This is a genomic window from Vibrio sp. 1CM8B (assembly GCF_023161685.1).
Lineage (GTDB): Bacteria > Pseudomonadota > Gammaproteobacteria > Enterobacterales > Vibrionaceae > Vibrio > Vibrio coralliirubri.
This window is the reverse complement of the sequence record NZ_JALNTU010000001.1, coordinates 630,093-654,541: the sequence shown is the minus strand read 5'-3', so window position 1 is coordinate 654,541 and position 24,449 is coordinate 630,093. Positions and strand designations below refer to the sequence as shown.

At 44.7% G+C, this 24,449-nt stretch carries 26 protein-coding genes; 12 read left to right on the top strand and 14 right to left on the bottom strand.

The window, feature by feature from the left end; translation table 11 throughout:
• Positions 1 to 21: 21 nt before the first annotated feature.
• A complete protein-coding gene (locus MSG36_RS02805) occupies positions 22 to 306 on the bottom strand; it encodes a hypothetical protein (RefSeq protein ID WP_059018034.1) in 285 nt (94 codons plus the stop codon).
• A 157-nt stretch (positions 307 to 463) separates the two neighbouring features.
• Between MSG36_RS02805 and MSG36_RS02800 the strand changes: the two genes are divergently transcribed.
• Positions 464 to 1,336: a pirin family protein gene (locus tag MSG36_RS02800; protein ID WP_248366112.1), complete on the top strand. Its 873-nt coding sequence runs from the start codon at positions 464 to 466 to the stop codon at positions 1,334 to 1,336.
• A gap of 225 nt (positions 1,337 to 1,561) precedes the next feature.
• Here the strand turns inward: MSG36_RS02800 and MSG36_RS02795 are convergent, their stop codons facing one another.
• The gene (locus MSG36_RS02795) at positions 1,562 to 1,843 is read right to left on the bottom strand and encodes a pyrimidine/purine nucleoside phosphorylase (protein ID WP_017057600.1); all 282 of its coding nucleotides are present in this window, start codon (positions 1,841 to 1,843) and stop codon (positions 1,562 to 1,564) included.
• A gap of 307 nt (positions 1,844 to 2,150) precedes the next feature.
• On the opposite strand from MSG36_RS02795, the gene MSG36_RS02790 reads away from it, so the two are divergent.
• Positions 2,151 to 2,615 carry a DUF2850 domain-containing protein gene (locus MSG36_RS02790; protein WP_059018030.1) on the top strand — a complete coding sequence of 155 codons (465 nt, stop codon included), beginning with the start codon at positions 2,151 to 2,153 and terminating at the stop codon, positions 2,613 to 2,615.
• Positions 2,616 to 3,015: 400 nt separating this feature from the next.
• Positions 3,016 to 5,550 (top strand): glycosyl hydrolase family 18 protein, encoded by a 2,535-nt coding sequence (locus MSG36_RS02785; protein WP_248366110.1) that lies wholly within the window; start codon positions 3,016 to 3,018, stop codon positions 5,548 to 5,550.
• A gap of 136 nt (positions 5,551 to 5,686) precedes the next feature.
• Here the strand turns inward: MSG36_RS02785 and MSG36_RS02780 are convergent, their stop codons facing one another.
• Positions 5,687 to 6,535 (bottom strand): alpha/beta hydrolase, encoded by an 849-nt coding sequence (locus tag MSG36_RS02780; protein WP_059018026.1) that lies wholly within the window; start codon positions 6,533 to 6,535, stop codon positions 5,687 to 5,689.
• Positions 6,536 to 6,795: 260 nt separating this feature from the next.
• Positions 6,796 to 7,389 (bottom strand): TetR/AcrR family transcriptional regulator, encoded by a 594-nt coding sequence (locus MSG36_RS02775; protein WP_050632571.1) that lies wholly within the window; start codon positions 7,387 to 7,389, stop codon positions 6,796 to 6,798.
• 161 nt (positions 7,390 to 7,550) lie between these two features.
• Between MSG36_RS02775 and MSG36_RS02770 the strand changes: the two genes are divergently transcribed.
• Entirely contained in the window at positions 7,551 to 8,507 is a 957-nt protein-coding gene (locus MSG36_RS02770) for an AEC family transporter (RefSeq protein WP_248366108.1), read from the top strand.
• Positions 8,508 to 8,630: 123 nt separating this feature from the next.
• Positions 8,631 to 9,671 carry an acyltransferase family protein gene (locus MSG36_RS02765; RefSeq protein WP_048663913.1) on the top strand — a complete coding sequence of 347 codons (1,041 nt, stop codon included), beginning with the start codon at positions 8,631 to 8,633 and terminating at the stop codon, positions 9,669 to 9,671.
• A 96-nt stretch (positions 9,672 to 9,767) separates the two neighbouring features.
• On the opposite strand, the gene MSG36_RS02760 is transcribed toward MSG36_RS02765, so the two are convergent.
• Positions 9,768 to 10,646, bottom strand: a complete 879-nt coding sequence (locus MSG36_RS02760; protein ID WP_248366106.1) for a 6-carboxytetrahydropterin synthase — start codon at positions 10,644 to 10,646, stop codon at positions 9,768 to 9,770.
• A gap of 232 nt (positions 10,647 to 10,878) precedes the next feature.
• Positions 10,879 to 11,703, bottom strand: a complete 825-nt coding sequence (locus tag MSG36_RS02755) for an AraC family transcriptional regulator (RefSeq protein ID WP_248366104.1) — start codon at positions 11,701 to 11,703, stop codon at positions 10,879 to 10,881.
• A 110-nt stretch (positions 11,704 to 11,813) separates the two neighbouring features.
• On the opposite strand from MSG36_RS02755, the gene MSG36_RS02750 reads away from it, so the two are divergent.
• Both MSG36_RS02750 and MSG36_RS02745 read left to right on the top strand, forming a co-directional pair.
• Positions 11,814 to 12,290: a YHS domain-containing (seleno)protein gene (locus MSG36_RS02750; RefSeq protein WP_248366102.1), complete on the top strand. Its 477-nt coding sequence runs from the start codon at positions 11,814 to 11,816 to the stop codon at positions 12,288 to 12,290.
• 225 nt (positions 12,291 to 12,515) lie between these two features.
• On the top strand, positions 12,516 to 13,151 hold the full coding sequence (locus MSG36_RS02745; RefSeq protein WP_248366100.1) for an START domain-containing protein: 636 nt from the start codon (positions 12,516 to 12,518) through the stop codon (positions 13,149 to 13,151).
• 42 nt (positions 13,152 to 13,193) lie between these two features.
• Here the strand turns inward: MSG36_RS02745 and MSG36_RS02740 are convergent, their stop codons facing one another.
• The 4 genes from MSG36_RS02740 to MSG36_RS02725 all read right to left on the bottom strand — a co-directional run bounded on the left by MSG36_RS02740 (position 13,194) and on the right by MSG36_RS02725 (position 15,944).
• On the bottom strand, positions 13,194 to 13,718 hold the full coding sequence (locus tag MSG36_RS02740) for a hypothetical protein (RefSeq protein WP_017061527.1): 525 nt from the start codon (positions 13,716 to 13,718) through the stop codon (positions 13,194 to 13,196).
• 8 nt (positions 13,719 to 13,726) lie between these two features.
• Positions 13,727 to 14,113 (bottom strand): MAPEG family protein, encoded by a 387-nt coding sequence (locus tag MSG36_RS02735; protein ID WP_050620185.1) that lies wholly within the window; start codon positions 14,111 to 14,113, stop codon positions 13,727 to 13,729.
• A 626-nt stretch (positions 14,114 to 14,739) separates the two neighbouring features.
• On the bottom strand, positions 14,740 to 15,207 hold the full coding sequence (locus tag MSG36_RS02730) for a YjiG family protein (protein ID WP_004737023.1): 468 nt from the start codon (positions 15,205 to 15,207) through the stop codon (positions 14,740 to 14,742).
• Entirely contained in the window at positions 15,207 to 15,944 is a 738-nt protein-coding gene (locus MSG36_RS02725; RefSeq protein WP_048610036.1) for a nucleoside recognition domain-containing protein, read from the bottom strand. The genes MSG36_RS02730 and MSG36_RS02725 overlap by 1 nt, the downstream gene beginning before the upstream one ends.
• 530 nt (positions 15,945 to 16,474) lie before the next feature.
• Here MSG36_RS02725 and MSG36_RS02720 point away from each other — a divergent pair.
• Both MSG36_RS02720 and nhaD read left to right on the top strand, forming a co-directional pair.
• A complete protein-coding gene (locus MSG36_RS02720; protein WP_248366405.1) occupies positions 16,475 to 16,645 on the top strand; it encodes a hypothetical protein in 171 nt (56 codons plus the stop codon).
• 263 nt (positions 16,646 to 16,908) lie between these two features.
• Positions 16,909 to 18,348 (top strand): sodium:proton antiporter NhaD, encoded by a 1,440-nt coding sequence (nhaD, locus tag MSG36_RS02715; protein WP_248366096.1) that lies wholly within the window; start codon positions 16,909 to 16,911, stop codon positions 18,346 to 18,348.
• Here the strand turns inward: nhaD and MSG36_RS02710 are convergent.
• From MSG36_RS02710 to MSG36_RS02700, 3 genes are all read right to left on the bottom strand, one after another.
• Positions 18,345 to 18,731: a hypothetical protein gene (locus MSG36_RS02710; RefSeq protein ID WP_248366093.1), complete on the bottom strand. Its 387-nt coding sequence runs from the start codon at positions 18,729 to 18,731 to the stop codon at positions 18,345 to 18,347. The genes nhaD and MSG36_RS02710 overlap by 4 nt on opposite strands.
• A 171-nt stretch (positions 18,732 to 18,902) precedes the next feature.
• On the bottom strand, positions 18,903 to 19,385 hold the full coding sequence (locus tag MSG36_RS02705) for a methylated-DNA--[protein]-cysteine S-methyltransferase (protein ID WP_060980897.1): 483 nt from the start codon (positions 19,383 to 19,385) through the stop codon (positions 18,903 to 18,905).
• Between the two features lie 79 nt (positions 19,386 to 19,464).
• Complete coding sequence (locus tag MSG36_RS02700; protein WP_248366091.1) at positions 19,465 to 20,841, bottom strand: AlkA N-terminal domain-containing protein; 1,377 nt, start codon at positions 20,839 to 20,841, stop codon at positions 19,465 to 19,467.
• 242 nt (positions 20,842 to 21,083) lie between these two features.
• Here MSG36_RS02700 and MSG36_RS02695 point away from each other — a divergent pair, with 242 nt between their 5' ends.
• Positions 21,084 to 21,287 carry a hypothetical protein gene (locus MSG36_RS02695; RefSeq protein WP_048610044.1) on the top strand — a complete coding sequence of 68 codons (204 nt, stop codon included), beginning with the start codon at positions 21,084 to 21,086 and terminating at the stop codon, positions 21,285 to 21,287.
• 214 nt (positions 21,288 to 21,501) lie between these two features.
• On the opposite strand, the gene MSG36_RS02690 is transcribed toward MSG36_RS02695, so the two are convergent.
• A complete protein-coding gene (locus tag MSG36_RS02690) occupies positions 21,502 to 22,392 on the bottom strand; it encodes a LysR family transcriptional regulator (RefSeq protein ID WP_029405267.1) in 891 nt (296 codons plus the stop codon).
• 154 nt (positions 22,393 to 22,546) lie between these two features.
• Here MSG36_RS02690 and MSG36_RS02685 point away from each other — a divergent pair, with 154 nt between their 5' ends.
• Positions 22,547 to 22,900, top strand: coding sequence for a DUF413 domain-containing protein (locus MSG36_RS02685; RefSeq protein ID WP_017061517.1), 354 nt, complete (start codon positions 22,547 to 22,549; stop codon positions 22,898 to 22,900).
• A gap of 606 nt (positions 22,901 to 23,506) precedes the next feature.
• Positions 23,507 to 24,307, top strand: coding sequence for a glucosamine-6-phosphate deaminase (gene nagB, locus MSG36_RS02680; protein ID WP_019819998.1), 801 nt, complete (start codon positions 23,507 to 23,509; stop codon positions 24,305 to 24,307).
• Positions 24,308 to 24,449: the final 142 nt, after the last annotated feature.

Genomic DNA, 24,449 nt, shown 5'->3' with positions numbered 1-24,449 from the left:
TCCTATAACGGAGCGGCGCTGCTAACCTGCTAAGTACATAAGCCAAAGGCTCACTAACCCGATCATAATAATCCATATGACTTGACGTGTTCGGTTTGGGTTATTCCCTTTAGGTCGCCTCACCACGGTTTTAAAAGCGGCTTGCTTAGCTGACTGAATAAACGGCGCTTCTATCTCACGTTTTTTCACGCGGCGTTTAACTGCGCTGTTTGCAACCTCTGTAAAGCGCTGACTTTGCTCCGTTGTAAAGTCGTTATCAAAACCCATCCGACTATGCCTTTCGCCATGTTTTTGCTGAACTGCCATAGCGGCCTCCTTGGCGATATACTCTCTATTGAGTATAGACATAATTTCATATTGTTACCTGTTCAAGATTTTCGAATAAGTCACTCAACGCTGTGCCATCTTCTTTTTAAATCAAATTACATAAACTACAGCTATTCAAGTTTATGAGGGTTTCAAAATGACGAATGTAAGAGCAGTAGATCATGTGATTACAGCACATGCCACCTCAGATGGTGATGGCGTCAAAATCCAACGACTCGCAGGTTTTAATAACGCACGTTTCTCTCCATTTTTAATGATTGATGAACTTAAGTCGGATGAAAGCAAAGACTATGTTGGCGGCTTTCCTCCACATCCTCACCGTGGGATAGAAACGCTCACTTACATGCTCCAAGGTCACTTCCAACACAAAGACCATATGGGGAATGTTGGAGAGCTACGCAGCGGTGGCGCGCAATGGATGGCCGCAGGCCGCGGTGTCATTCACAGTGAAATGCCAATGATGGAAGAAGGTGCGCTGCATGGTTTCCAGATTTGGATAAACCAACCTGCGACACACAAAATGCAGCCAGCGCAGTATCACGATTTCCAAAGTGAAAGCATCGCAGAGCATCAAAGTGAACAAAGTGGTTTGTTAAGAGTAATTGCCGGAGGGTTTGAGCTGTACAACCAAACTGACGATGATGCAGAGGCTTTACGAGCGCAGGGTCCATTACAGAAAACAGGTGTGCCATTAAGCGTTGCGGATTGGCGCTCTCATTCTGGGCAAAAAGTCACGTTAGGGACTAATGTTAATCACAATGCCATGACTTACGTGTACAAGGGTAGTATTAAGATCGGCGACAAAGTGATCAACCAAGGTCAACTTGCCCTGCTCACCAAAGCTGACTTGCTGTCTTTGAGTAGCTTGGAAGATTCAGGGGTACTGATTTTTTCTGGCGAACCGATTAATGAACCTGTTGTGCACTATGGTCCGTTTGTCATGAACTCGATGGAAGAGATTGAACAGACAATTCAAGACTACAACAACGGTGTGTTTGAGACTTACTGATGTCTTGGCTTAGAGCTTTGAGCTTTGAGCTTTGAGCTTTGAAGATTGAAGATTGAAGAGATTTTGCAACGAACAACGATTTGGTCATCCATTTGATGACTACAAAAACAAGTGACACTATCCACTGCCGGTTACTATCACTTATTTAACCACGCTCCTAGAGCGTGGTTTTTTTCTATTCAATCAGAGACAAACGATGCCCTGATTGAACAAATTTAGATCTAATTACAAGTACTCACACAGGTAAGCCGTCGCTTCTTTTACCTGTAGGTCGAATGATGAATCACCCGCAACGTCAAAAGACTCACCAGATTGGTATGTCGTCCAATCATCATCGCCAACACGCTTTACAATCAAAGCACCTTTAACAACGGTCATCTTTTCTGGAGCCGCAGTACCAAAAGTGTACTCACCAGCCGCCATTACACCAACACTCACATCAGCACCAGATTGGTTAAACGCTAACGACTTAACGCCACCTTCAAAGTATGTGTTTTCTTTAATCATTGTACTTCCTTGTTATCTTCAAATTGCAATTATTGAGCTCACCGAGTAAGCCTATGCGTAAATTTAGGTGATAATTGTTTTAACCAATTCGAGACTTTCCTACAAGAAATAAATACGCATAGCTTAAGCATTTCTGGAATTCGCTTTCATTGATAGCGTAAATACTGAGGAGCAAGGCTAAAAACCACTAACGCAACCACATTTATTAGAACATTCGATCCTGCTTCTAACTCTTAGAACAATTTTTGCAAACTAAGGTTTTAGTTAATAGAATCTAAAACAATATCAGTCGAAAAATGAAGAGATAATGGCAAAAAAGCCGACTAAAAGCAGAGATCTATTTGCCAACTCGTTACTCTACGGCTTCCTATTAGTTGGCTTTATGGTTGCCCTCACCGCCGGCTATTTTGCTTACCAAGCCCACCAGCAATCTGTCAGCCCAAGTAACGTCTATGGCACATGGATAGAGATTGCGGCGCCACCTTACAACACCGATATCCTGACACTTTCAGAGAACGGTGTGATGATGAATCATCGTCTTATCACTACCTCATTCGATTTTGACGGTAAGATCGTCACGATCAACACTGGCTCTGGAACCACCGTTTACACCATCAGTGGTACTTACGATTCGCCTCGCTTAAAGCGACTAGAGCCAAGCGTACCATCTCAGCAATTTATTAAAGAAGGCTACGAAGATACTGCGACTGGTGATACCCATAGTGTCATGCAACAACGACGCGCTTCCCTAGCTGAACAATTCAAAAGATAGACCTCGCTTCTCCATACTCAGAACAGCATTCGCCTTCAAGTTTACTCTTCGATCGACCTCGCTCACTCAACAGACTTCACTTTGTGATTCTGCTTCAATCCACAGTATTTTCTTATAGTTTGTCGCACCTTTTCATAACTTCATGTCGTGAATTTTCACTTGTGAGATTTTCCTACTGAAGGATGTTTTATTTTATAAAACATGGACTCAGCCTCTCATTCGTTAAGCAACAGAGTTGTAACAAGATACAATTTTTTAGTTGTCCATCGAAAACGGATTTATTTTCAGTTATGAAATTAAAACTCTCTCGAATACTGACTGGGAAGCTCCTTCAAAACTGATTGGAGCCGTTTATGGGGCCAATTGGTTCTCGTAATCTTCAAGGAATGAGAGAAATAGTATGATTCGTATAAATACCTGTGCTGCGAGCATTGCTCTAGCGCTATCTGGTACAGCATTAGCTGCTCCAACAGCACCTAGCATCGACATGTACGGTTCCAACAACCTGCAATTTTCCAAAATTGAACTCGCGATGGAAACCACCTCTGGCTACAACCAGATGGTGAAATATCACGATAAAGCAAAGGTCGACGTCAAGTTCAACCAATGGAGCGGAACGTCAGGAAACACGTACAACATCTACTTTGATGGCGTTAAAGTAGCCACCGGCCCAATCACTGGCAGCCAAACCACGGCTTCATTCGAATACGGCCAAGGCGGCTTATTCGATATGGAAATTGAAGCGTGTGACGAAACTGGTTGTAGCAAGAGCGCACCCGCTAAAATCACCATCGCAGATACCGATGGCTCCCACTTAGCGCCACTTGCGATGAATGTGGATCCAAACAACAAGTCATACAACACAGATCCAAACACGGTAGTAGGTACTTACTTTGTTGAATGGGGTATTTATGGTCGTGACTACACGGTAGATAACCTACCCGCTGACAACTTGACCCATATCCTTTATGGCTTCATCCCAATTTGTGGTCCGAACGAATCAGTTAAATCAGTAGGTGGTAACAGCTACAACGCACTCATGACGGCATGTCAGGGCGTTAACGATTACGAGGTGGTGATCCATGACCCTTGGGCGGCTTTCCAGAAGAGCTTCCCTCAAGCGGGTCACGAATACAGCTCACCGATCAAGGGTAATTACGCAATGATGATGGCGCTCAAACAGCGTAATCCTGATTTGAAGATCATCCCATCAATTGGTGGCTGGACATTATCTGACCCGTTCTTTGATTTTACAACCAAAGCCAACCGTGACACCTTCGTTGCATCTGTTAAAAAATTCCTAAACACATGGAAATTCTACGATGGTGTAGATATCGACTGGGAATACCAAGGTGGTGGCGGTGCTGCGCCAGAGCTTGGTGACCCAGAAAATGATGGCCCAGCCTACATTGCACTGATGGCAGAATTACGTGCGATGCTCGATGAGCTAGAAGCAGAAAATGGCCGTACTTACGAGCTAACATCTGCGATAGGTGTTGGCCACGATAAAATTGAAGACGTGAACTACGGCGATGCTATCCAATACATGGATTACATCTTTGCGATGACTTACGACTTCTACGGCGGTTGGAACAACGTATTAGGTCACCAAGCAGCATTACACTGCGGTAACTTCATGCGCCCTGGTCAGTGTGATGGCTCAGGCATTGATGAAAATGGCAAACCATACACAGGCCCAGCTTACACAACGGACAACGGCATCCAATTGCTGCTCGAACAAGGCGTTCCAGCTAACAAGCTTGTCGTAGGTGCAGCAATGTACGGTCGTGGTTGGGAAGGTGTATTACCCTCATCACTTTCGGATCCTAGCGACCCTATGACAGGTGTTGGTAACGGCAAACTGAAAGGTAGCTCTGCGCAAGGCGTCTGGGAAGATGGCGTTATCGACTACAAAGGCATTAAGGCGAACATGCTTGGTGCGAATAACCAAGGTATCAATGGCTTCGAATACGGTTACGACGAAATGGCAGAAGCGCCTTACGTATGGAACCGCACTTCAGGTCAGCTGATCACATTTGATGATGACCGCTCGGCAAAAGCAAAAGGCGCGTACGTTCGTAGCCTTGGCCTTGCAGGTCTATTCTCTTGGGAAATTGATGCAGATAACGGCGATATCCTAAATGCAATGCATGAAGGCCTTGCTGGCGGTACAACAGATCCTGTCAACCGCAAACCAACGGCAGCTGCAGGTGCAGACCAATCGGTTGAAGGCCCAGCTTCTGTTTCTCTAGATGGCAGCGCTTCAAAAGACAGCGACGGTACGATTGCGAGCTATGCTTGGTCACAAGTAAGCGGCACAGCAGTAACGCTAGCCAACGCTAATGCCGCTGTTGCAAGCTTCGATGTGGTTGAAGTCGCGCAACAAGAAGTACTCACGTTCAGCCTGACGGTAACTGACAACGAAGGCGCTACTTCTACTGACACCGCTGTTGTAACCGTAACTCCTAAGGACACAGGCCCAGTCAATACAGCACCGGTTGCTGTGGTTACGGCTCCGGCTGAAGTTAATGCGGGTGATGTAGTCGTAGTTGATGCTTCGGCTTCAAGCGATGCAGACCAAGACACATTGACCTTCACATGGGATGTACCTGCTGGTATTGATGCAACGGTTCAAGGTTCTTCAGTGAGCTTTGTCGCGGCGGAATACACGCAAGATACAACGCTGAACTTCTCTGTAACGGTCAGCGATGGCACAGAGACATCAGTAGCGGCTACTTCAGTGAAAGTTATTAAGAAAACCACAGGCGGCGGTACGTGTACTAACGCTTGGGATTCAGGCGCGGTTTACACTGGCGGCGACCAAGTGACTCAAGGCGGTAAGGTTTGGGAAGCGAAATGGTGGACAACAGGTGAAGATCCAACAACGACAGGCCAATGGGGCGTGTGGAAAGAGATCGGTCCTGCAAGCTGCTAACTAAAAATAGGGTTGAGCTAAACGCGAACTAAGCGTCAAATAAACACCTAAAAGCAAGGCCAATCAGATAATGTCTGGTTGGCCTTTTTAGTGTTTGTTTTCTTAACCTGCGTTCTACTGGCTTGATTAGTTAAAGTTAACCAATCAAGTTATCAAAGCTCTCAAATACTTCTGGGCACTTCATTACTCGACCGTGGCCCTGTCCTTGAGTCGCAACTAAAGTAACGCGACCCATTTCATTAGCAGCACGCTGAGACACATCAAACTTAGTAAACTTGTCTTGCTCATCATGAACGATGATCGTCTGAGACTCACGAAGCGCTAGCTTTCCATAGGGATCAACAGACTGAATTGGGTAGTTAAACTGCTCTTCGACTTCTCCGACTACCGCTTCAAACAGTTTCATTGAGTAACCTGAACGCGCGACGCTGCCAAATAGGTTTTCTAGATAATCCAGTACAGGTGCAATCAGTAATAATGGCTTGTTTTCCAATTTAACGTGCTTGCATTCCAACGCAGAAGCGGTACCCATGCTGTGACCGACCAAACCAGCTACCTCACCCACCGAATCGAGAATGGCTTCAAGACCGTTCACAAACGCAGGAATATGACCATGTACACCATCGCTGCCACCATGAGCAGGATGATCGTAAGCCAGAGCCGTAAAACCTTTGGCGGCGATGTGTTCCATCAGAGGGAAGAACTGACTCGCGGTGCCAGACCAACCATGAGTCAGCACCCAAACAGGCCCCGTACCTAAAGAATAGGTTTTTAAAACGCCATCACGACCTTCAATTTCACTCTTGATAAGCCCTTGGGGATCAGCATTTTTTTGCTCGGTACGCATTGGAGTGAGCAGCAGCTTACGTGCCGTTTTCTTCGCATGGCTCGGCGCTAGAATGTAATGCAGGTTGGTTGTTGCGCCAATCAAGCTGCGCTTGAAGCTGAATTTGTTCGATGTATTAAAGTAGATTTTGTCACTCATGACCGTTCCTTGTATCGCCATTATCATTGGCGGATCGAGCTCGGCCCTAAAAATCGAACGACCGTGCTATTTGTTAGTATAAAAAATGGCGATAGCGCTTTTTATGACTGCTTGCCGCCACTTCTCTTCAAATCTTTTGCAAAACTTAGTTAAGCAAAGTCACATGCTTTGCGAGCTCAATAGTTTGCGGGCTAAGAAGCTTGCAAACTAACTGGTTTGCGAACTCTATGGTTTTTTTCCGAACCAAGTGGCTTGGCGAGTTAAACCACTTTCCAGCTAGCAATTAAGCGCTCTACACCACTCCAAAAATGGGTATGGCTCGCTTGTTGGCCTCGTAAAGAGTAGAACAAGTTCGCACTCAAATAGAGACCGTATAACTCAAAAGTTGCCTGTTTAGGATCTAAATCGGCTCTGAACTGTTTGCTCTCAACCGCTTTTGCTACCTGAATCGTCAAGTAGTCAATCCACACTGAAATGGTTTTCTGCAGTGCTTTCTGAATCACAGACGTTTCACTGCCCGCATCTTTCCATGCATCAATAAACATGCAGCTACCTTGGAAAGAATGATTCCAACCCAGCCAGTTATCGAGCAGCTGCTTCAATTTCGCTTCAATATCACCATCTCCCAGCTCTCTTGCGGGAATGATGACTCTTTCGGTGAATATGGCGTTGGAATACTCGAGTACAGAGAGTTGCAGGTTTTCTTTAGAGTTGAAGTGTGCAAACAAGCCACTCTTAGACATGCCACACTGCTTGGCTAACTCGCCAATCGTCAAACTCTCAAGCCCATTCTCACTCGCAAGCGCGAATGCATGGCTCAAAATATACTCTTTGGTTATCTTTCCCTTGCTCATTATTCACCAATAATAAATCTGATACATTACTTTTAGCACGTTCGTTCTTTTTTTCAAGATTTTTTACTTAACCCTTGGTATTCATTTTGTCTTATCAAAGAATTATGGAAAAATGCGACAGTATTCAAAGGAAATTGAAATCAACTAACAAAGGAAGAAGAATGAACACACTTTGGGAACAGTTTGCGTTTTCGGCGTCAGTAACAGGCCCTATCTGTTTAATGCTGTTTCTTGGTGTGATGCTCAAGCGAATCGGCTTAATCAATGACAATTTCATTGATGTCGCATCTAAGGTGGTCTTTCAAGTCACCCTGCCCGCGATGCTATTTCTGAGTATTGTTCAATCGAATCACAACTTTTCAGCCAGTAGCGCGTTAGTTGCCTTTGGCGTCATCGCTAACTTTATCTTTTTCTTGTTCACGATTTTCTCGACCAAGTTGGTATTCAAAGGTTCGAAAGATCAAGGTGTGATTGTCCAAGGTGGATTTCGCGCTAATACCGCGATCATCGGCCTCGCCTATGTGGCTAATATCTATGGCAACCAAGGCGTGGCATTGGCGGCTATCTATGTCGCATCTCTAACCGTGCTGTATAACATTCAAGCCGTGATTGCACTGACACCCAAAGGCGAAGACACTGGCGCGAAAGCGATTAAAGTAATCGCCAAGTCGATTACCAAAAACCCATTGATCATCGCTATTTTCTTAGCGGTCGTCTTCTATGCACTTTCGATTCCTATCCCAAAAATGGTCACTGACGCCGGGCAATACTTGGCAAAATTGACCTTGCCTTTGGCTTTACTTTGTACAGGCGGCTCATTGGATATCAGCTCTCTCAAACAAGAGAAACTCGCTACTTGGTTTTCCTCAAGTTACCGATTAATTGTTTCCCCCTTACTTATCACATTAGCAGCATTGGCCTTAGGCTTTGAAGGTCTCGATCTGGGCCTAATTTTCCTGATGAGTGCTGCACCAACCGCAGCCGCGAGTTATGTCATGGCACGTGCAATGGGTGGAAATGCAACGCTTGCTGCCAATATTATCGCGCTCACAACTATGGCTTCGCTTATCACTTGTACACTTGGCATCTTTGCGCTTACTGCAATGGATTTAATATAGCTGCGACAGGCTTCAAAAAACCAACACAAGCCTTGAAACAAAGGTCATAAGCCTTGATTTAGGACTAACTAGTTGGGCATAAAGACTGCTAGATTTCGTAAAAATTTTACTAAGAGATCTGATATGTCTTCCGTTCAACATACGCCTTCACAACGCATCGCCAGTATTGAGTTGGGTCGAGTGATTGCTATCTTGGCGATCATCGGCTTACATGGCCAAATGGCACTTACTTATTGGCAAATCGATGAAGTGCCTTGGATTGGCTATGTACTTAACCAAACCGCTCGCTTCGCTGTGCCTCTTTTCTTCCTTATCTCAGGGTATCTGATTCAACCTAAGCTGACCGCATCGCCTTGGACAACCGTGGTCAACTACTCCAAGCCACTACTCAAGGTTTGGTTAGTTTGGAGCATCATTTGCCTAGTCATGCCATTCAACCTCGCGAAGGTGGAAGAGTTCGGTTACTTAGGCGAACGCCAAGGCTATTGGGGCTTTTTAATGAACACCCCGCTCAACTCTTTCTTAGAGGGTGGGTTGGTGCACTTGTGGTTTATTCCTGCACTTGTGTGTGCCGTTTTGATCATCGCTCTAATGGTCGAAATGAAACTCGACAAACTACTATTACCAACGGCTATTCTGCTTTACGTCTATGGTGTTTTAGCGGGCAGCTACGCGAACTTAACCGACCTGAGCGCACCTTTCTTTACTCGTAACGGCCCGTTCTTTAGCACGTTAATGGTGACCTTAGGTTTCCTCATTCGTCAGAATCAATGGAAGGTGTCGTCAGCCAAAGCGTTGGTGTTATTAGTGTTAGGCATGTTGATTCACTTTGCTGAGGCGGCATGGCTCACCACGTTCGACGTCGGGTTCAACATGAATGATTTCTTGTTTGGTACGGCACTATGGGGAATGGGCGTGTTTATGTGGCTTTTGGCTAATCCAAACATCGGCGACTATGCGTGGGTTCGCGCGATCTCGAATCGTATGTTGGGTATCTACGTTTGCCACCTTTTGATCATTATCGTGCTGTTCAACGTCTGCGGAGTTTTGGGTATCACTGAGTTAGCAAAAGACGTGACCGTATTTTTTGGCACCGTATTGTTGAGCTTCGGGTTAGTTGTTGGGATCGAAAAAACACCATTACGACGCGTGCTACTTCGCTAAATCAGTTTTAAAGAGCAACAAAAAAGAAAGGCAAGATAACTTAGTATCTTGCCTTTTTGTTCAGATAAAGAGTGAACCTACGCCTTTCATGAGGTGTTATCGGAACGCCATCGCGCCTTTACCTACCCCTTCATAAGCCACAATTTGTAGTGATTGGTTTTCTGTCAAACTTGGAGCAACTTGATCCGCAATGTAACCTGCTAATAATTCCACCGTGGTATCGGTTGGCAAGATCTCTGTTTCACTCTTAGCAATCGCTAACTCAAACTCACCTTGTGGCGCCGTGTAGCTAAAACCATAGTGGCTTTCATCATTAACGCTTTTCGCGTGTTCACTCAGGTTAAGTGATGAAACTGAAACTTGGTCTTCTTTAGAGCCTAAATAGATGTCTTCCCAGCGCTGAGCAAACGCCTGCTCGCGTTGTTCGTCACGCTGACCATCGACCAAGATTTCTACTGGAGAACGGTGACCATGCGCGATGCGTTGGCAGTTGCCATCATGCTTTTTCAAACCATGGGTGTAGTGATAGAACGCGCCATTAATGTTCTCATGACGAAGGGTGATCTCTAACCCTGTGACGTTACTTGGTAGGTTATCGCGAAGAATATGATAAACGTGTGCGGTCACACTCTCGATGGTGATCGCTTCTGCATCAATCAGGCAATAAGCTTCGTCAGGGCAATGTAGATGAAGGCTCTTATCACCACGCAACACATCAACCTTAGAGTAGCCCGCTTTGCTCGCTTGAAGAACAATTGCAGCGCTTTGCATTGGCAGCAGCAAACGGTGATCAACGAGCTGATCGACAAGCTGTTTGATCTGCTTTTTGACCTTGCTAAAATCCAGCACCATGCTCATTTCATTAAGTTCACCAGACATGGTGACATCTAAAATCCAACTGTCTCCTACGACCCCTCTGTGTTCACAGATGTATGAAGAATCGATAACGGTAAGGTCTCTTACAAATAGGTTCAAGTTGAACTCCTTAATACTTTAATGAGATACGGGAGGCTGAATAATGTTCAGCAGGCACTTCGTCTCATTGGTGTCTAGATAAAATAGGACGGGCAGGATGTTACAACGAGCTTATAAAGTCCACCTTTTTACACCCTGTTCCGAGAAAAGAACAAACTACATACAATTTCCGCTAAAACATAGACCAGCCTGATGCGAATAGCCATAAACCAAGTAGGGATTGCCCGGCGTTTCACGACGCATTTTGCTTTAGCCAACGGCGTGGCGACACTCCGGCAACATGTTGAAAAGCACGTGAGAATCCTGAATAGCTATTGTAACCCACTTCATCAGCGACCCAATTGATCGGCTTATTTTGCAATAACAGAGATTGAGCAACAGAGACTCGCCACTTTTGCACATAATCTCCCGGCGTTTCACCCACTTCCCGTTTGAACGCTTCAATAAACTGAGTGCGAGACATCGCGGCCAGTAAGGTCATTTCGGCAATCGAATAATGACGAGCAGGCAATCGGTGAATAGCCGTCACCACAGAAGCCAATCGTGGGTGAGCAAGAGCCGAGAAAACGCCGCTATCAATTTTCTGTTTTTCGATGAGATGACGGAAAATCAAAGCCATCAAGGCATCACTCAACTTATCCATTAAGTACTGCTGCCCCGACGATTCTTGTCTCGACTCGTTAGATAACACCTCAATCACCGGCATCAAATTCGGTGCCTCCTCAAACGGAATTACTATCACGTCAGGCAGAGCCGACAATAAAGGATTCATCTGTCCTGAACGATACTCCACATTCGCGCACACGACTTCCGCGCCGTCTCCCACACCTTCAATCACATGTGGTGTGCTATTCGGCAGATAAACAATGCAAGGCCGCGACAAATGCCGGTGTTCCGTGTGAGCACTAGACAAGCTCAACTCCCCCGCGCTCAATACATGAAGATGCCCCTCTTTAGCTTGTTGCGCGTTAAATGACGACACCCCACACAGGTTTCCTGAATAGAAAACGCCGGTACGTATCGAGAAGTGTTTCATTAGTTGTGAAAGCAGATCCATGCACCCTCCGAACGATTCGCTTAGTTTTTAGTTCTTTTGTCCCTCTATAGACCGGACGAGTGGGCTAAATTATTTCAAACAAGATAACCAACACTGACAAGGAACTTGATATGTCACACATGAAATCGACCAGTCAAAAAATCACTCTATTGGCCGCGTTACTAGGCACTAGCTTTTCGTTAATGGCAGCAGACCTTGATATGAGTGTCGACAGCAATGATCTCGCGATCAAAGGCTATGACCCTGTCGCTTACTTTGCCAATGAAGGGCCAGTTAAAGGCACATCTGAGTTCACAGCGACCTATAAGAATGCGATCTATAACTTTGCAAGCAGTGAAAACAGAGATGAATTTCGAGCCAATCCAGAAGCCTATGCCCCTCAATATGGCGGTTACTGCGCCTTTGGGGTAGCGATGGGTAAGAAGTTTGAAACCGACCCTCTCGCTTGGAAGGTGGAAGATGGGAAGTTGTATCTGAACTTAGACAAATCGGTTCAAAAACGCTGGCTAGAGAATACCCAAGAATTCATCCAAGATGCCAACAACAACTGGACAACCATCAAAACCGTAGAAGCCTATAAGCTATAAGCTATAAGCTATAAGCTATAAGTTTTAAGTTTTAAGTTTTAAGTTTTAAGTTTTAGCCTACAGCGCTTATCCATTGCCCACCAACAAAAACGGAAGCGACCGAACGTTTCCGTTTTCACTGTGACCTTCCCCAAGTAGGTAAACCCAAAACGATAGGCAACACCTACTAAGCCCATTTTTATTCTATACTCCTAGCAGATAAGCTTTTCTTTTTACGGAAGAATAATGACATTACCTAGGATTTTGGTACTCGGCCTCTGCGCCCTATCGACACTGAGTTATGCCAACCCGTGGCAGTTCGTCAAAAGTGAAGATGGCATAATGATTGATAAAAGGCCACACAGCGAAGGCTTGGTCGAAATACGAGCACAGATGCAAACGCCCACCACTTATTCCGGTTTTCTGTTGTTGCTGGAAGACAGCGAGAACGTGCCAAACTGGATAGATAACGTGTCGCAAAGCCGTGTGTTGATGCAGATATCTGAGGCGGAAAACATCGTCTATACCCAATTCAAAGCACCGTGGCCTGCCAGAGATCGAGACATGGTGACCTACTCAAAATACAGCATCGAGGATGGGCAGTTTGTTTTGTCGATAAAGGATGCGTCGAACTATTTGGCGAAAGAGTCGGGGTACATTCGAATCTACGATGTGGACGCACTTTGGACGCTACAACCGCTGACTAATGGCAATACCTACATCACCTACACCGCGTATGCGAACGCAGGTGGCATCTTGCCAAATTGGTTGATGAACAAGTTATCGATAGGCAGTGCACTGAGCACGTTTAAGGGGCTAAAAGAACAGTTACCAAAGTACCAAGGCCAACAGCACCCTAACTTGCCAAATGAGTCTCGCTAACGATACAAGTCGATAAGTAAATGGAGGAAGTAAGGTTAAAGATTAAGGTCTTCTAGCAAGATCGCGCGCTAGGATAAGCGCCAAGCCAAATACTTGAAGAAACAGGGCTATGTTCTTATAGAAAGCCATTTTCTCATCAAGCCTTTGGATTAACTCAACCAAGGTCAGGTTATCCAAATAGTAGTCATCGATTCGAGTTCGTTGCGCTTCTTGCGCACTGTTTATCAGCATCATCAGTTTCGGTAGGTGAGCCAAAGAGATACTTGGCACTTCGCTACTCACCCAACGCCTAAGTTGCCCACGCAGTGCTTCATCGAGAACTGTGGTTGGCTGCACCGTTTCTGGTTTATCAAGGTGAATCAAAATCGCTTCACGCTTGCGCTCTAGGGTTTCAATCGTATTCCAAGCAAGCTGTATTGAGTACACATTGCCGTATTTTCGATCGTTGTATTCCGCTTTCTCAGCTTCAATTTTATCGAGCACCAAGCTCGACATGACAATCGCCATGATGTTGAGTATCAAACCTGCAAGGACAATCGCCCAAGCAGGAGGAAGACGCAACGCCATAATGCTCCCTAGAACATTTTATCAAAAGGTAGGTAAGCTAAGTTTAGGACAATCAAAGAGATCATGCAGACAAGCGTTAACACCATCCCCACTTTTCGACCTTTGAAATTCTTCGCTAAGATCCCTTTCGCATGAATCACACGCCCCACAATAAACGCCACACCAATGACATGAATCAGCCACACACCGGCACCATTCATCTCTAACAATCCCATCAAAATAACGGTGATTGGGATGTAATCCATAGCGTTACTTTGTGCCGAACGTGCTATCTGTAACGACTCAACACCGCCATCAGCATGAGCAACAAGATTGATTCGCCTTTGCTTGATCACCTCTATTGCTAACCAAATCATTACGACCGTCAGCAAGGCTGCGTAAAGTGCTGTAACCATCATATTTCCCTATTATTTTGTATTTACTCAGTGTTCTTTCTTATCTGTTCGACAATAACCGCCGAGATAAAATGAAAATCACGCCCGAGCACTTGTAAGAGATCTCTTACACCGAACGTAAGAGATCACAATCAAGCTTCGCAGAAAATTCCTAAAATACAAACCCAAGCCCTTGTTTTGTATGAATCCACGCATATTTCTTCTGGTTTATGAGCACATTTATTTCTTGAGGTAGATTGTGAGTAAAGCCTCTGCAGTGTTTAATACACATGTCGACAGGGAGTTGGCAGGAACAGGAAAAAGCCTAACGGATTAGGTATCTTCAGGATGAAGATTTGATGACTTAGGATGAGTTATCAGCAAGGAAGTTATACTCTAGGATAGAGTCACTTATCAGGATGATGAGTTAGCAAGGACACCGCTAGGACGGCGATGAATTGGATAGGTTAAAGGATTTAGCCACGTCAAGGAACGATGCAGGGAGCACCAGTTACCTATTGAAAGATAAGTAATGCGCAGTAGCAGGATGGCTACGAAAAGAATAGACCCCGTTTGGTGAAAGCCAAACGGGGTTTCCTTTTTTGTAACGTCTAAAAGCTATTAGCAGCTAACCGTTCAAAGGCACGTTACAAAATAATGTTCATCAAGAACATTGCACCAAAAGCATTCAATACCGAAATCGCGATCATAACTGGGATGTAACGACCTTCAGTACCAATTGGCCCCATAATACGACCCATGTATTGCACTTGAGAACCCATCAAATAGATAGCCGGTGCCAAAATTGCAATATGGTTGCCGTTCAGAATGCCTTGGTCAAACAGCGTGATAACCACGCCCACCGCGCCCCCCATCGACATCCACGCACCGATCAATACCGCTGCCGCTTCTCCAGGTAAACCAAATACCGCCATGATTGGAGCAAATACACTGCCCATCAAATCCAGCGCACCAGTTATCTGTAATGCCTTGATGATCACAAATGCCATCAGAACATTCGGTACCGTAGAGGTAGTCGCAATAACCCAGCCTTTCTTAGCACCTTCAACGAAAATATCAGTAACCATTGGTTTCTTTGCTTTCACTTCGCTCATTATGCTACTTCCTCTTCCAGTTTTTGTTCTTTGTCTGATTTTGGTTTGTCTTCTTTGCCTTCGGTAATATTCAGGTAGATACGGAACAGGTTCGCGCCGACAAACTTAAAGATGAACATCACAGCGACAGCCAAGCCAATTGACGATGTTACCGCTAAAGAGCCATCCATCGCCGTTAGAGTGAACAGCACCGCACCTGAAGAGAAAAAGTTAACGATCGCTGCACCCGCCGTAAACTGGAACATGGTGAAGACATCAGTTTCGCGCTTAGTTAGATGCCCTTCGTCTTTCAACTGACGTGTCATCGCTGCACCCGCATCGGTACTTTGCAAAGAAGCGATCAATGCCAAGCCTGAGTTACCCGGAATACCCATCAGAGGGCGAAGCAGAGGTGTCAGCAGTTTACGAGCTGCATCCAGTGCACCGTAATGCTCAAGTACGTTGATCATACCCAGTGCAAACATCACGGTCGGAATAAGTGTCAAAGCAAAAATGAAACCGTCGCGAGCACCACTACCACCTTTACCACGCAGTGACGTCGTTGCCGCTTGAATACCATCAGCCGTTTCACTCACATCGTAAGCAACCTTACCGAATGAACCGTTGAGCGTTGTAAAATCGAACACTCCATACCATTCATTGGACTGCATTAAGCCTGAAAAGAACACAATCGCGAATGCGAGTGCGATATAGCTACCGATCGTGACTTTACGATCGGTTTTGGTTGGATTAGTCATAAGGACCTCTATACATCTCGTTTATGTGGAACAGAACACGTATAGATAGTGCAAACTAATGAGCAAAAGGTTAATGACCAAAATCAAATAGCGTATCGGTTTGAATAAAAGAAGCACAGCAACATATAAAACTGTGATTTGGATTTAAAAGCAGGACTATACGCTAAATAAATTAGAATATTTCACATACAAAACTAAACAAATCTTGCTTCAACACCGCAACCAAAAACGCACACAATCAACACACAAATCAGGATTCTAGTGAGAGTTTTTTACCTAATCAGATCTCTGATAATGATGTAAGTGATCTCTTACATGGTTTTTTGTTTAATTTTAATTCAATTATAATACAGAGACTTAAAGAGTGAGTTCGCTTCCAAAATGCAACCGTTTACCCTTAGTTGATTGAGTTTTGAGCCTAGCGAAAACGGTGAGCCCGTTTATAAAGAATTTGAGCTTGATTCGAAATTTCAGCCCTCAGAGGTGCTATAGACTTCGCGCAGCCAATATTAAAGGAAACGGTGATTACAATGGAAATGAGAACGCTTAAATATCAAGTAATGGGCAAAGGCATGTGGATTACAGCAACGGTATCTCGCCTAGTAGCGGACAAACTTGCGCTGGAATACCGATCCTATGGCTGGCCTGTTGAAGTATGTGCTGCAGAACAAACGCTGACGTTTGATCTCAATGCTGCATAGTATTGGCAATTCCGAGTAAGCTCTATCGGCACTGAGTCCGATAGGGCTTTTTCTCTTTTCTCTTTTCTCTTTTCTCTTTTCTCTTTTCTCTTTTCTCTTTTCTCTTTTCTCTTTTCTCTTCAAACAAGTATTTCGTTTTCATCACAGTCTAATGCTTTCACTATAATCTATTGAATTATTAAGATATCTATCACACTGCACATGATTATTTAGGTCTACGCTTTTACCCGTGTTAATAACTTATTAACTTCGGAGCGTAATCCATGTTAGGTATCCAGCTTTCTGCTGTTCTCTCTTTATTCTTCTTTTCTTCGGTAGCGGGCGCGACTACCTCTCAGTTAGGAGAGCCTCTCAAGCTAACTAACTCATTTGTTGGCTACCTATCACTGACCATTTTTGTTATTGCCTACATTGTGGTGATGATGGAAGAGTACCTAAAGCTCCGGAAATCCAAACCTGTGTTACTTGCAGCTGGATTGATCTGGATAATCATCGGTTTTACCTACCAAGAGTACAACCTTGTTGAAGTGGCTAAACAAGCGCTCGAACACAACTTACTCGAATACGCCGAGCTGTTACTTTTCCTACTCGTCGCCATGACCTACATCAGCGCCATGGAAGAGAGAAGACTGTTTGATGCACTGCAAGCGTGGATGGTGGGCAAAGGCTTTAATTTCCGCTCTCTGTTCTGGTTAACCGGTATTCTGGCCTTCTTTATCTCACCTATCGCCGACAACCTCACCACAGCTCTATTGATGTGTGCAGTAGTTCTTAAGGTCGCAGGTTCTAACCCTAAATTCGTTAACCTAGCCTGTGTGAATATCGTGATCGCCGCCAATGCTGGCGGCGCGTTCAGTCCCTTCGGTGATATCACAACGCTAATGGTATGGCAGGCTGGCTATGTGAGTTTCAGTGAGTTCATTCCCCTATTTATTCCTTCGGTGATGAATTACCTCGTCCCCGCATTGATCATGTCCTACTTTGTACCAACAACCCAACCCGATACGGTTCATCAACACGTTGAATTAAAACGCGGTGCTAGACGCATCGTGTTCTTGTTCATCATGACCATCGCAACTGCGGTTGCTTTCCATGCCGTGCTCCACTTCCCGCCAGTGATCGGCATGATGATGGGGCTGGCGTATCTACAGTTCTTTGGGTATTTCTTACGTAAGACCTTACCGAATTCACTAGCGAAGAAAAAGGCAGTGGCGATTGCCAATAATGATGAGGGGGCATTGAAACGACTCGGTTCAGTCGTGCCCTTTGATGTATTTCGAAGAGTGTCGCATGCCGAATGGGACACCCTGCTGTTCTTCTACGGCGTGGTGATGTGTGTCGGTGGCTTAAGCTTGCTTGGTTACTTGGAACTCGCGTCTGGTGTGATGTATAGCCAATGGGATCCAATTTGGGCCAACATTATGGTCGGGATTCTATCTGCGATTGTCGATAACATTCCGGTGATGTTTGCCGTGTTATCCATGGAGCCACAAATGTCGATGGGCAACTGGCTACTGATCACCTTAACCGCTGGGGTTGGTGGTAGCTTATTATCTATTGGTAGTGCAGCTGGAGTAGCATTAATGGGGGCAGCGCATGGCAAATACACCTTCTTTGGCCACTTGAAATGGATGCCAGTGATCATGATTGGCTATGCCGTCAGTATCGCTGCTCACTTATGGCTAAATGGCGGGCTTTTCTAATTCGATGATCCTTTCAAAGGTTGTTCAACGCGTGTCCAGACGTTGCTTAACTGCATCGCTGGGCACTGATTACAGGTTAGTACGTTACCTTGTTGTTGAATTCGCATAACCAAGCCAGACTTGGTTCGACTATTTCCTGAATTCAACTCAATAGTGATCAAATCATCGTCGATACTGTAGTTACGCGTAACCGTGTTATCCGTTGTTTGATAAATCACTTCCCCTGACTCAAAAAGCAAATAGCTGCCATTATCAGCGTTCTCATACATACCTTTGAAAAAAACAAGTTGTGGTACTTCGAAGGGCTGGCTGGTGTCAGTTAAGCAACCAGACAGCAATAACGCGCTAGTGCAGCTGAATATAAGTGAATGGTGACTATTCATTTGGGCATCCTTGCCTAGAGAACATAGTCAAAGAATATGCAACCAAATCGACATTTTCCAGAAAGCGTTGATTTTAATGCAAAGTCACATTTTAAGAACCACTCGCCTTCACCATTGAGTAGTACGAGATCCTCAGCCAGCATCGCGACAGGCTCGTTGCCAAATCGCTTACTAGTCTTGCTCTCTGCCCTCTATCACCAATAAGCGCTGTTTGCGTTCTACACCACCCGCATAACCCGTCAGCTTGCCATTTTTGCCAATCACACGGTGACACGGCACAATCACAGAAACCGGATTTTTGCCATTCGCTAAGCCAACAGCACGAACGGCTTTCGGATTACCTATCGCATCAGCCAGTTGTGCATAGCTCCAAGTCTCTCCATAAGGAATGGTAGTCAGCGCCTGCCAAACCGACTGCTGAAATGGAGTGCCTTTGGCTGCGATCGGCACAGAAAATTGGATAGCTTCGCCTGAGAAATAGCGATTAAGCTGCTCGATCGCCACTACAAAGATTGGAAAGCTATCATCTTGAACGCCTAACTGTTCAGGTTTAGTGGTATGCGTTTCAAACCAAAGGCCGAGCAAGCCCTCATTGTTCGCCTGTAAAGTTACGGTTCCCAATGGGCTCTCATAATATGTAAAACGGTTAGCCATAATATCTCCTAGCCTGGTACTGCAAATGTTTGTGGATTGCAACAGTTTGTGGATTGTTCATGTTCGCGGGTTGCTTCTATTAAGACTGATTCCAGCAATGGAACGTGGCGTAGCTCCCCCAAGGTGAAACACTCTCTGTATTAATGGCAGGACGATACTCGATGAACTTCTTCACTACCAAATCACCAACCAACAAATGGTTAGGCTCGCTTAACCCGCGAAGCAGCGCGTATTGAATTGTCCAAGGTCCAATGCCTTTTAGCTCAATCCATTTAGAAGGATGCTCAGTTTCATTGTCGACCATGTATTCGGCAAAACGCTTTAGGGTCTCTTTGCGGCTTCCCGGCATTCTTAAAAAGCTAACATCAGCCTCCGCTATCTGCTTAGGCGTTGGGAAATACGCTTTCTCAGATGCATCAGAAAGCTCTTTAACCAATAAATTGAGCTGGCCAATCGCTGCGGTTACCGAGACTTGCTGCCCGAGGATCGCTCTCACTCCTGCTTCCCAAGGATTCCATACGCCGGGAATACGGATACCACTCTTAGCCACCAAGTTAGGATCGATAGTCGTAAAAAAAGCTTCGACTTTGGCGATGTCGACATCAAGATCGAACATACGGCGGATATTCGCAATCAAGCTTCTTAATTGACTTATATCGTCCAACTCAAATTCAATATCCAAGCGGTTTTCTTTGGCTAACGTCGCCTTAAACCAACCCTTTGATCCGTTCATATTTACCGTGCGCTTATAATAATCTTCGCCAACATCTTCTAAGCCCTCAATCATTCTTCGTCGATAGAAACCCAATAAGTGGTTCCAATCTAAAGGCCCATGAAAACCAAGCTGAATATGATTACTCAGAGTGTCACTTGGCTTCGCTCGCCTAATTTGGCTTGGCGAAAGCTGCAACTCTTTTTGAAAGGCATCATTAAAACGGCGCGTACTATTGAAGCCACTAGCAAAGCCGACATCCGTAATGCTCATGCTGCTGGTGTGCAGCAACTGCTTGGCAAACATCAATTGGCTGTACAGACTATATTGCTTGGGTGACACACCGATGTAATTGTCGAATAGGGTTCGTAAATAACGATCTGAAATACCTAACCGCGTTGCAAGGTCGACGATAGATCCTGAATTCAGTGCGCCATTATCAATCAGCTGCATCGCACGCAAGAAAGTGGTTTCGACGCCCTTCCAAGCCGGCGAAAAAGGCGCGCTGTCTGGTCGGCAACGTAAACAAGGACGATACCCCGCTTTCAATGCTTGAGCTTGATGGGAAAAATATTCGACGTTTTTTTCTTTGGGCGGACTTGCTGGGCAAATCGGGCGACAAAAAATTCCTGTCGTTTTCACCGCTGTAAAAAACATCCCATCAAAGCGAGCATCTCGCGCATATCGAGCCAAATGGCACTGCTCACTGGTTAAGGTGCTGTTGTGATTGATCTTTTTCGACATGCCGTACTCTTCCCATTTACAATAGCGTTTGATCCGATACCTAAAAGTTTACCGTGAACCACCATTGTCGCTAGCCACTTTCGGAAGCGAAGGTCAGATAAATCACAAAAAAGGGTTTTAATTTTATTCAATTCGACTAAATTTAACCTAGAGAAGGCAATCTTCTCACAACGTCAACGATCGGTACTTAGCACGCCAAGATGCAGAGACCGATCGAATATAAATATAAAAAGGAAAAGGCTATGGTTCTTCACACATGTCGTATTGTTTTATCAAACCAACAGGTTCTCACCAGTCAATCAGTCGAGCAGTCTCTAAGCTTTCTTGAAGACAAAGCGGACAACGGGATTTCTATGATTGAGATTGACGCAACGGATGGCAGTCAAATCCATTCGTACATGTCACACTCTCTTGAAGAGTCTATTGAGAATCTAATGAATCTCTAGAATTTTCGAAGAATAGTGCTTTGAAGTGATAGGGCTTTTAAAAAAGGTTACGCATACCAGGCTTAAACGGTTTTATCCGAGTTAGGGTTATCTCTGATTTGGAAAAGAAAATCATCTCTGGTTTAAAACAAAAATGGCTCCCGACTATATAACTAGTTGGGAGCCATTTTTTATTGAATCTAATCAACAAAGCCATTGCTTACCGCGAATGCCGTTACTCAGGCGCTTGTTCAGCGGCTTGCTGCAATGTGTAAGCAGTCGATGGGTCAATCTCATTAACCAACTTCTCAACCTGCATGATCGCATCAACCGAAGTACTGCTTTTACGGTAGCTCAGATAAATTGGGCGATACCAGTCTTCAACCCCTTTCACCTTATGCAGCTGACCCGAATCGATAAAAGGTTCGACTAGAGACACCGGAAGATACGCACTGCCACCTTTCTCTAAAATGAAATCGAGGGCAATACGCGCTGTAGAGGTGCGTAAATAAGGTGCTGGCACTTTAGGGTGACGTTCTGCGTGTTCAGAACCAAAACGCGTTCCCCAATCCACATACACATACTTGTGTTGGAATACAGATTCCAGGTCATCTTGCTGCGTTGATACCAACACCAAAACCAAGTCAGCGACTTTTTTACAGTTCAGCTCTTCTGCTTTGATCTGATCGAACGCAAAAGCCATATCTAAGGTTCGTTCTAACAAATTGCGGTTCAGTTGCTCGCGCCCCATCACCTCTGCCATAAAGCCGTAACCGCCAAAAGAGTCGGTCACCACACTTAAACAGTTTTGCAGATACGCATCCCAAATATTCGGCGTGCCGCCCAGCGTTAGCTGTAAAGCTTTACCACTCTCTAACGACAGCTCAAATTTGGCTTGTTGTAAGGTGGACACCATCACTTCGGCATAACCAATCAAACGTTCACCGGAAGATGTGAGTTTGATGTTATTGCGGTCACGGATGAAGAGCTGAGTATCAAAATAGCCTTCAAGCTGTTTGATCCGCGCACTCACCGCCGCTTGTGTTAAATACAAGTTTTCAGCTGCACGCCCAAAATGGCGCACCCTTGCAACCTCAAGAAAGGTTCTAAATACTTTCACATCCATCAAATACATCTCTGTAATAAATCTGCTAACTAGCCGATCTAGGATTGTTTATCGTAAAGGCAAAAACGTTTTGTTTCCTATTTTAGCCTTTTAACAATATTTTCGCGTGAGCAATAAACACTAATTTCTATCTAACCACATTACTGAGGCTGATATGTCTGAGACCGAATTCCGACACGGAAAAAAACGTTTTTATGACACCATTAAATTCCCGAGAGGGTTCGCTAAGTCGGGTGATTTTACTCTTTCGGAAGAGGAAATCCTAACCTTGTTTGGTGACACTATGCTTGCACTTGAAACTGGTGAACTAGCACCAATCAATGCAGAAGAAAAACACTTCATTAAAGTGTTGTCTCACCCTCATAAGGCAAAGTCCAAGTTAGAGCGTGTTTGGTTGAAGTACATTCAACTGGCTCGTGGACGCCGTCGCTTTCACACCCTAAACGGCTGCAAACGCGGCGACGTATCTAGGGAAGAATACGAAAGTGAGTTAGTGTTAGAAGATTAGTAAAATCGCTCAAAGTGATACCTCATCACTTTGGGCTTTTTTTTGCCTTCAAACACACATCTTCTTTGTAATTGGTAAGTTTAGCCAACCTGTCCATTTTTACCAATATTTACATACAATTCATAGCGATAGCGTGACTAAAACACAGCTCTCGTTCAATCTTATGGGTATTCATCCCACTGAGATTCATCGTTCTTCATCCTGCCCCTGTCTTTTATCACGATAGCGCTCCATTGCCATCATTATTTTTCTAGTTTCAACTTTACTTCCAACGCTTGTTTATACGCGAAACACGTTAATGCACCAAAATTCGTCAATGGTTCGAGCGATGCCATTATTGCAACAATCGTATCAAGGCATAGAAACACACCAACCCTTTCAGGTGCTGAATTAGATCAATATTGCTGTATATGACAAACGTATTAATCTTGTTTAACGCCACCAAATATCCATACAATAATTGTGCAATTTTGAGAGTTCCAGTCACAGTTACGACGAAAAAAGCAAAAACTTGACCTAAAACAATAGCGGAACTGGATAACTTATTTTATAATGCGAATTAATGTTTCAGAACACTATAAAATTTTATTTCTAGGGGCAAAATCAATGAGACTTATTCCATTAAGCAACAAAGCAAAAGTAGGTAAATGGGCTGCTCGTCATATCGCAGATTCGATCAACAAATTCGCTCCAACTGCTGAGCGTCCATTTGTACTAGGTCTTCCTACTGGTAGCACACCTCTAACTACTTACGCTGAGCTAATTGAACTTTACAAAGCTGGCGAAGTAAGCTTCAAGCACGTTGTAACATTCAACATGGATGAGTACGTTGGTATCGAACCAAACCACCCAGAATCTTACCGCACATTCATGCACGAGAACTTCTTCAACCACGTTGATATCCAAGCAGAAAACATCAACCTGCTAGACGGCAAAGCTGAAGACATCGATGCTCACTGTGCAGCATACGAAGAGAAAATCCGTTCATACGGCAAAATCAACCTGTTCATGGGCGGCGTAGGCATCGACGGTCACATCGCATTCAACGAACCAGGTTCTTCTCTATCTTCACGCACTCGTATCAAAACGTTGACTGAAGACACTCGTATCGCGAACTCTCGTTTCTTCGATGGCGACATCAACCAAGTTCCTAAATACGCACTAACTATCGGTGTTGCGACTCTTCTAGATGCAGAAGAAGTGATGATCCTTTCTCTAGGCCACAACAAAGCTCAAGCGCTTCAAATGGCTATCGAAGGTTCTGTAAACCACATGTGGACTGTTACAGCTCTACAGATGCACCGTAAAGCTATCATCGTTGCTGATGAGCCAGCTCAACAAGAGCTAAAAGTTAAGACTCTACGCTACTTCCAAGAGCTAGAAGCTGAGAACATCCAAGACCTATAATTCCTATAGTCTTGAATAGAAAAAGCCACTGAATGTGGCTTTTTTTGTGCCTGCTGCTTTTGTATTTAATGGGAAGATATTTCGGATATTTTTTAGAAGCACAAAAACAACAAAGCGATTTCTCCAACGAGAGAAACCGCCA

Coding starts and splice junctions, on each gene's coding strand:
- MSG36_RS02795 (WP_017057600.1), bottom strand. CDS start 1,843: ATGATTAAAGAAAACACATACTTTGAAGGTGGCGTTAAGTCGTTAGCG.
- MSG36_RS02785 (WP_248366110.1), top strand. CDS start 3,016: ATGATTCGTATAAATACCTGTGCTGCGAGCATTGCTCTAGCGCTATCT.
- MSG36_RS02770 (WP_248366108.1), top strand. CDS start 7,551: ATGAACACACTTTGGGAACAGTTTGCGTTTTCGGCGTCAGTAACAGGC.
- MSG36_RS02790 (WP_059018030.1), top strand. CDS start 2,151: ATGGCAAAAAAGCCGACTAAAAGCAGAGATCTATTTGCCAACTCGTTA.
- nagB (WP_019819998.1), top strand. CDS start 23,507: ATGAGACTTATTCCATTAAGCAACAAAGCAAAAGTAGGTAAATGGGCT.
- nhaD (WP_248366096.1), top strand. CDS start 16,909: ATGTTAGGTATCCAGCTTTCTGCTGTTCTCTCTTTATTCTTCTTTTCT.
- MSG36_RS02775 (WP_050632571.1), bottom strand. CDS start 7,389: ATGAGCAAGGGAAAGATAACCAAAGAGTATATTTTGAGCCATGCATTC.
- MSG36_RS02690 (WP_029405267.1), bottom strand. CDS start 22,392: ATGGATGTGAAAGTATTTAGAACCTTTCTTGAGGTTGCAAGGGTGCGC.
- MSG36_RS02780 (WP_059018026.1), bottom strand. CDS start 6,535: ATGAGTGACAAAATCTACTTTAATACATCGAACAAATTCAGCTTCAAG.
- MSG36_RS02725 (WP_048610036.1), bottom strand. CDS start 15,944: ATGACTAATCCAACCAAAACCGATCGTAAAGTCACGATCGGTAGCTAT.
- MSG36_RS02805 (WP_059018034.1), bottom strand. CDS start 306: ATGGCAGTTCAGCAAAAACATGGCGAAAGGCATAGTCGGATGGGTTTT.
- MSG36_RS02710 (WP_248366093.1), bottom strand. CDS start 18,731: ATGAATAGTCACCATTCACTTATATTCAGCTGCACTAGCGCGTTATTG.
- MSG36_RS02735 (WP_050620185.1), bottom strand. CDS start 14,113: ATGGTTACAGCACTTTACGCAGCCTTGCTGACGGTCGTAATGATTTGG.
- MSG36_RS02750 (WP_248366102.1), top strand. CDS start 11,814: ATGTCACACATGAAATCGACCAGTCAAAAAATCACTCTATTGGCCGCG.
- MSG36_RS02705 (WP_060980897.1), bottom strand. CDS start 19,385: ATGGCTAACCGTTTTACATATTATGAGAGCCCATTGGGAACCGTAACT.
- MSG36_RS02730 (WP_004737023.1), bottom strand. CDS start 15,207: ATGAGCGAAGTGAAAGCAAAGAAACCAATGGTTACTGATATTTTCGTT.
- MSG36_RS02755 (WP_248366104.1), bottom strand. CDS start 11,703: ATGGATCTGCTTTCACAACTAATGAAACACTTCTCGATACGTACCGGC.
- MSG36_RS02700 (WP_248366091.1), bottom strand. CDS start 20,841: ATGTCGAAAAAGATCAATCACAACAGCACCTTAACCAGTGAGCAGTGC.
- MSG36_RS02695 (WP_048610044.1), top strand. CDS start 21,084: ATGGTTCTTCACACATGTCGTATTGTTTTATCAAACCAACAGGTTCTC.
- MSG36_RS02685 (WP_017061517.1), top strand. CDS start 22,547: ATGTCTGAGACCGAATTCCGACACGGAAAAAAACGTTTTTATGACACC.
- MSG36_RS02720 (WP_248366405.1), top strand. CDS start 16,475: ATGGAAATGAGAACGCTTAAATATCAAGTAATGGGCAAAGGCATGTGG.
- MSG36_RS02745 (WP_248366100.1), top strand. CDS start 12,516: ATGACATTACCTAGGATTTTGGTACTCGGCCTCTGCGCCCTATCGACA.
- MSG36_RS02800 (WP_248366112.1), top strand. CDS start 464: ATGACGAATGTAAGAGCAGTAGATCATGTGATTACAGCACATGCCACC.
- MSG36_RS02740 (WP_017061527.1), bottom strand. CDS start 13,718: ATGGCGTTGCGTCTTCCTCCTGCTTGGGCGATTGTCCTTGCAGGTTTG.
- MSG36_RS02765 (WP_048663913.1), top strand. CDS start 8,631: ATGTCTTCCGTTCAACATACGCCTTCACAACGCATCGCCAGTATTGAG.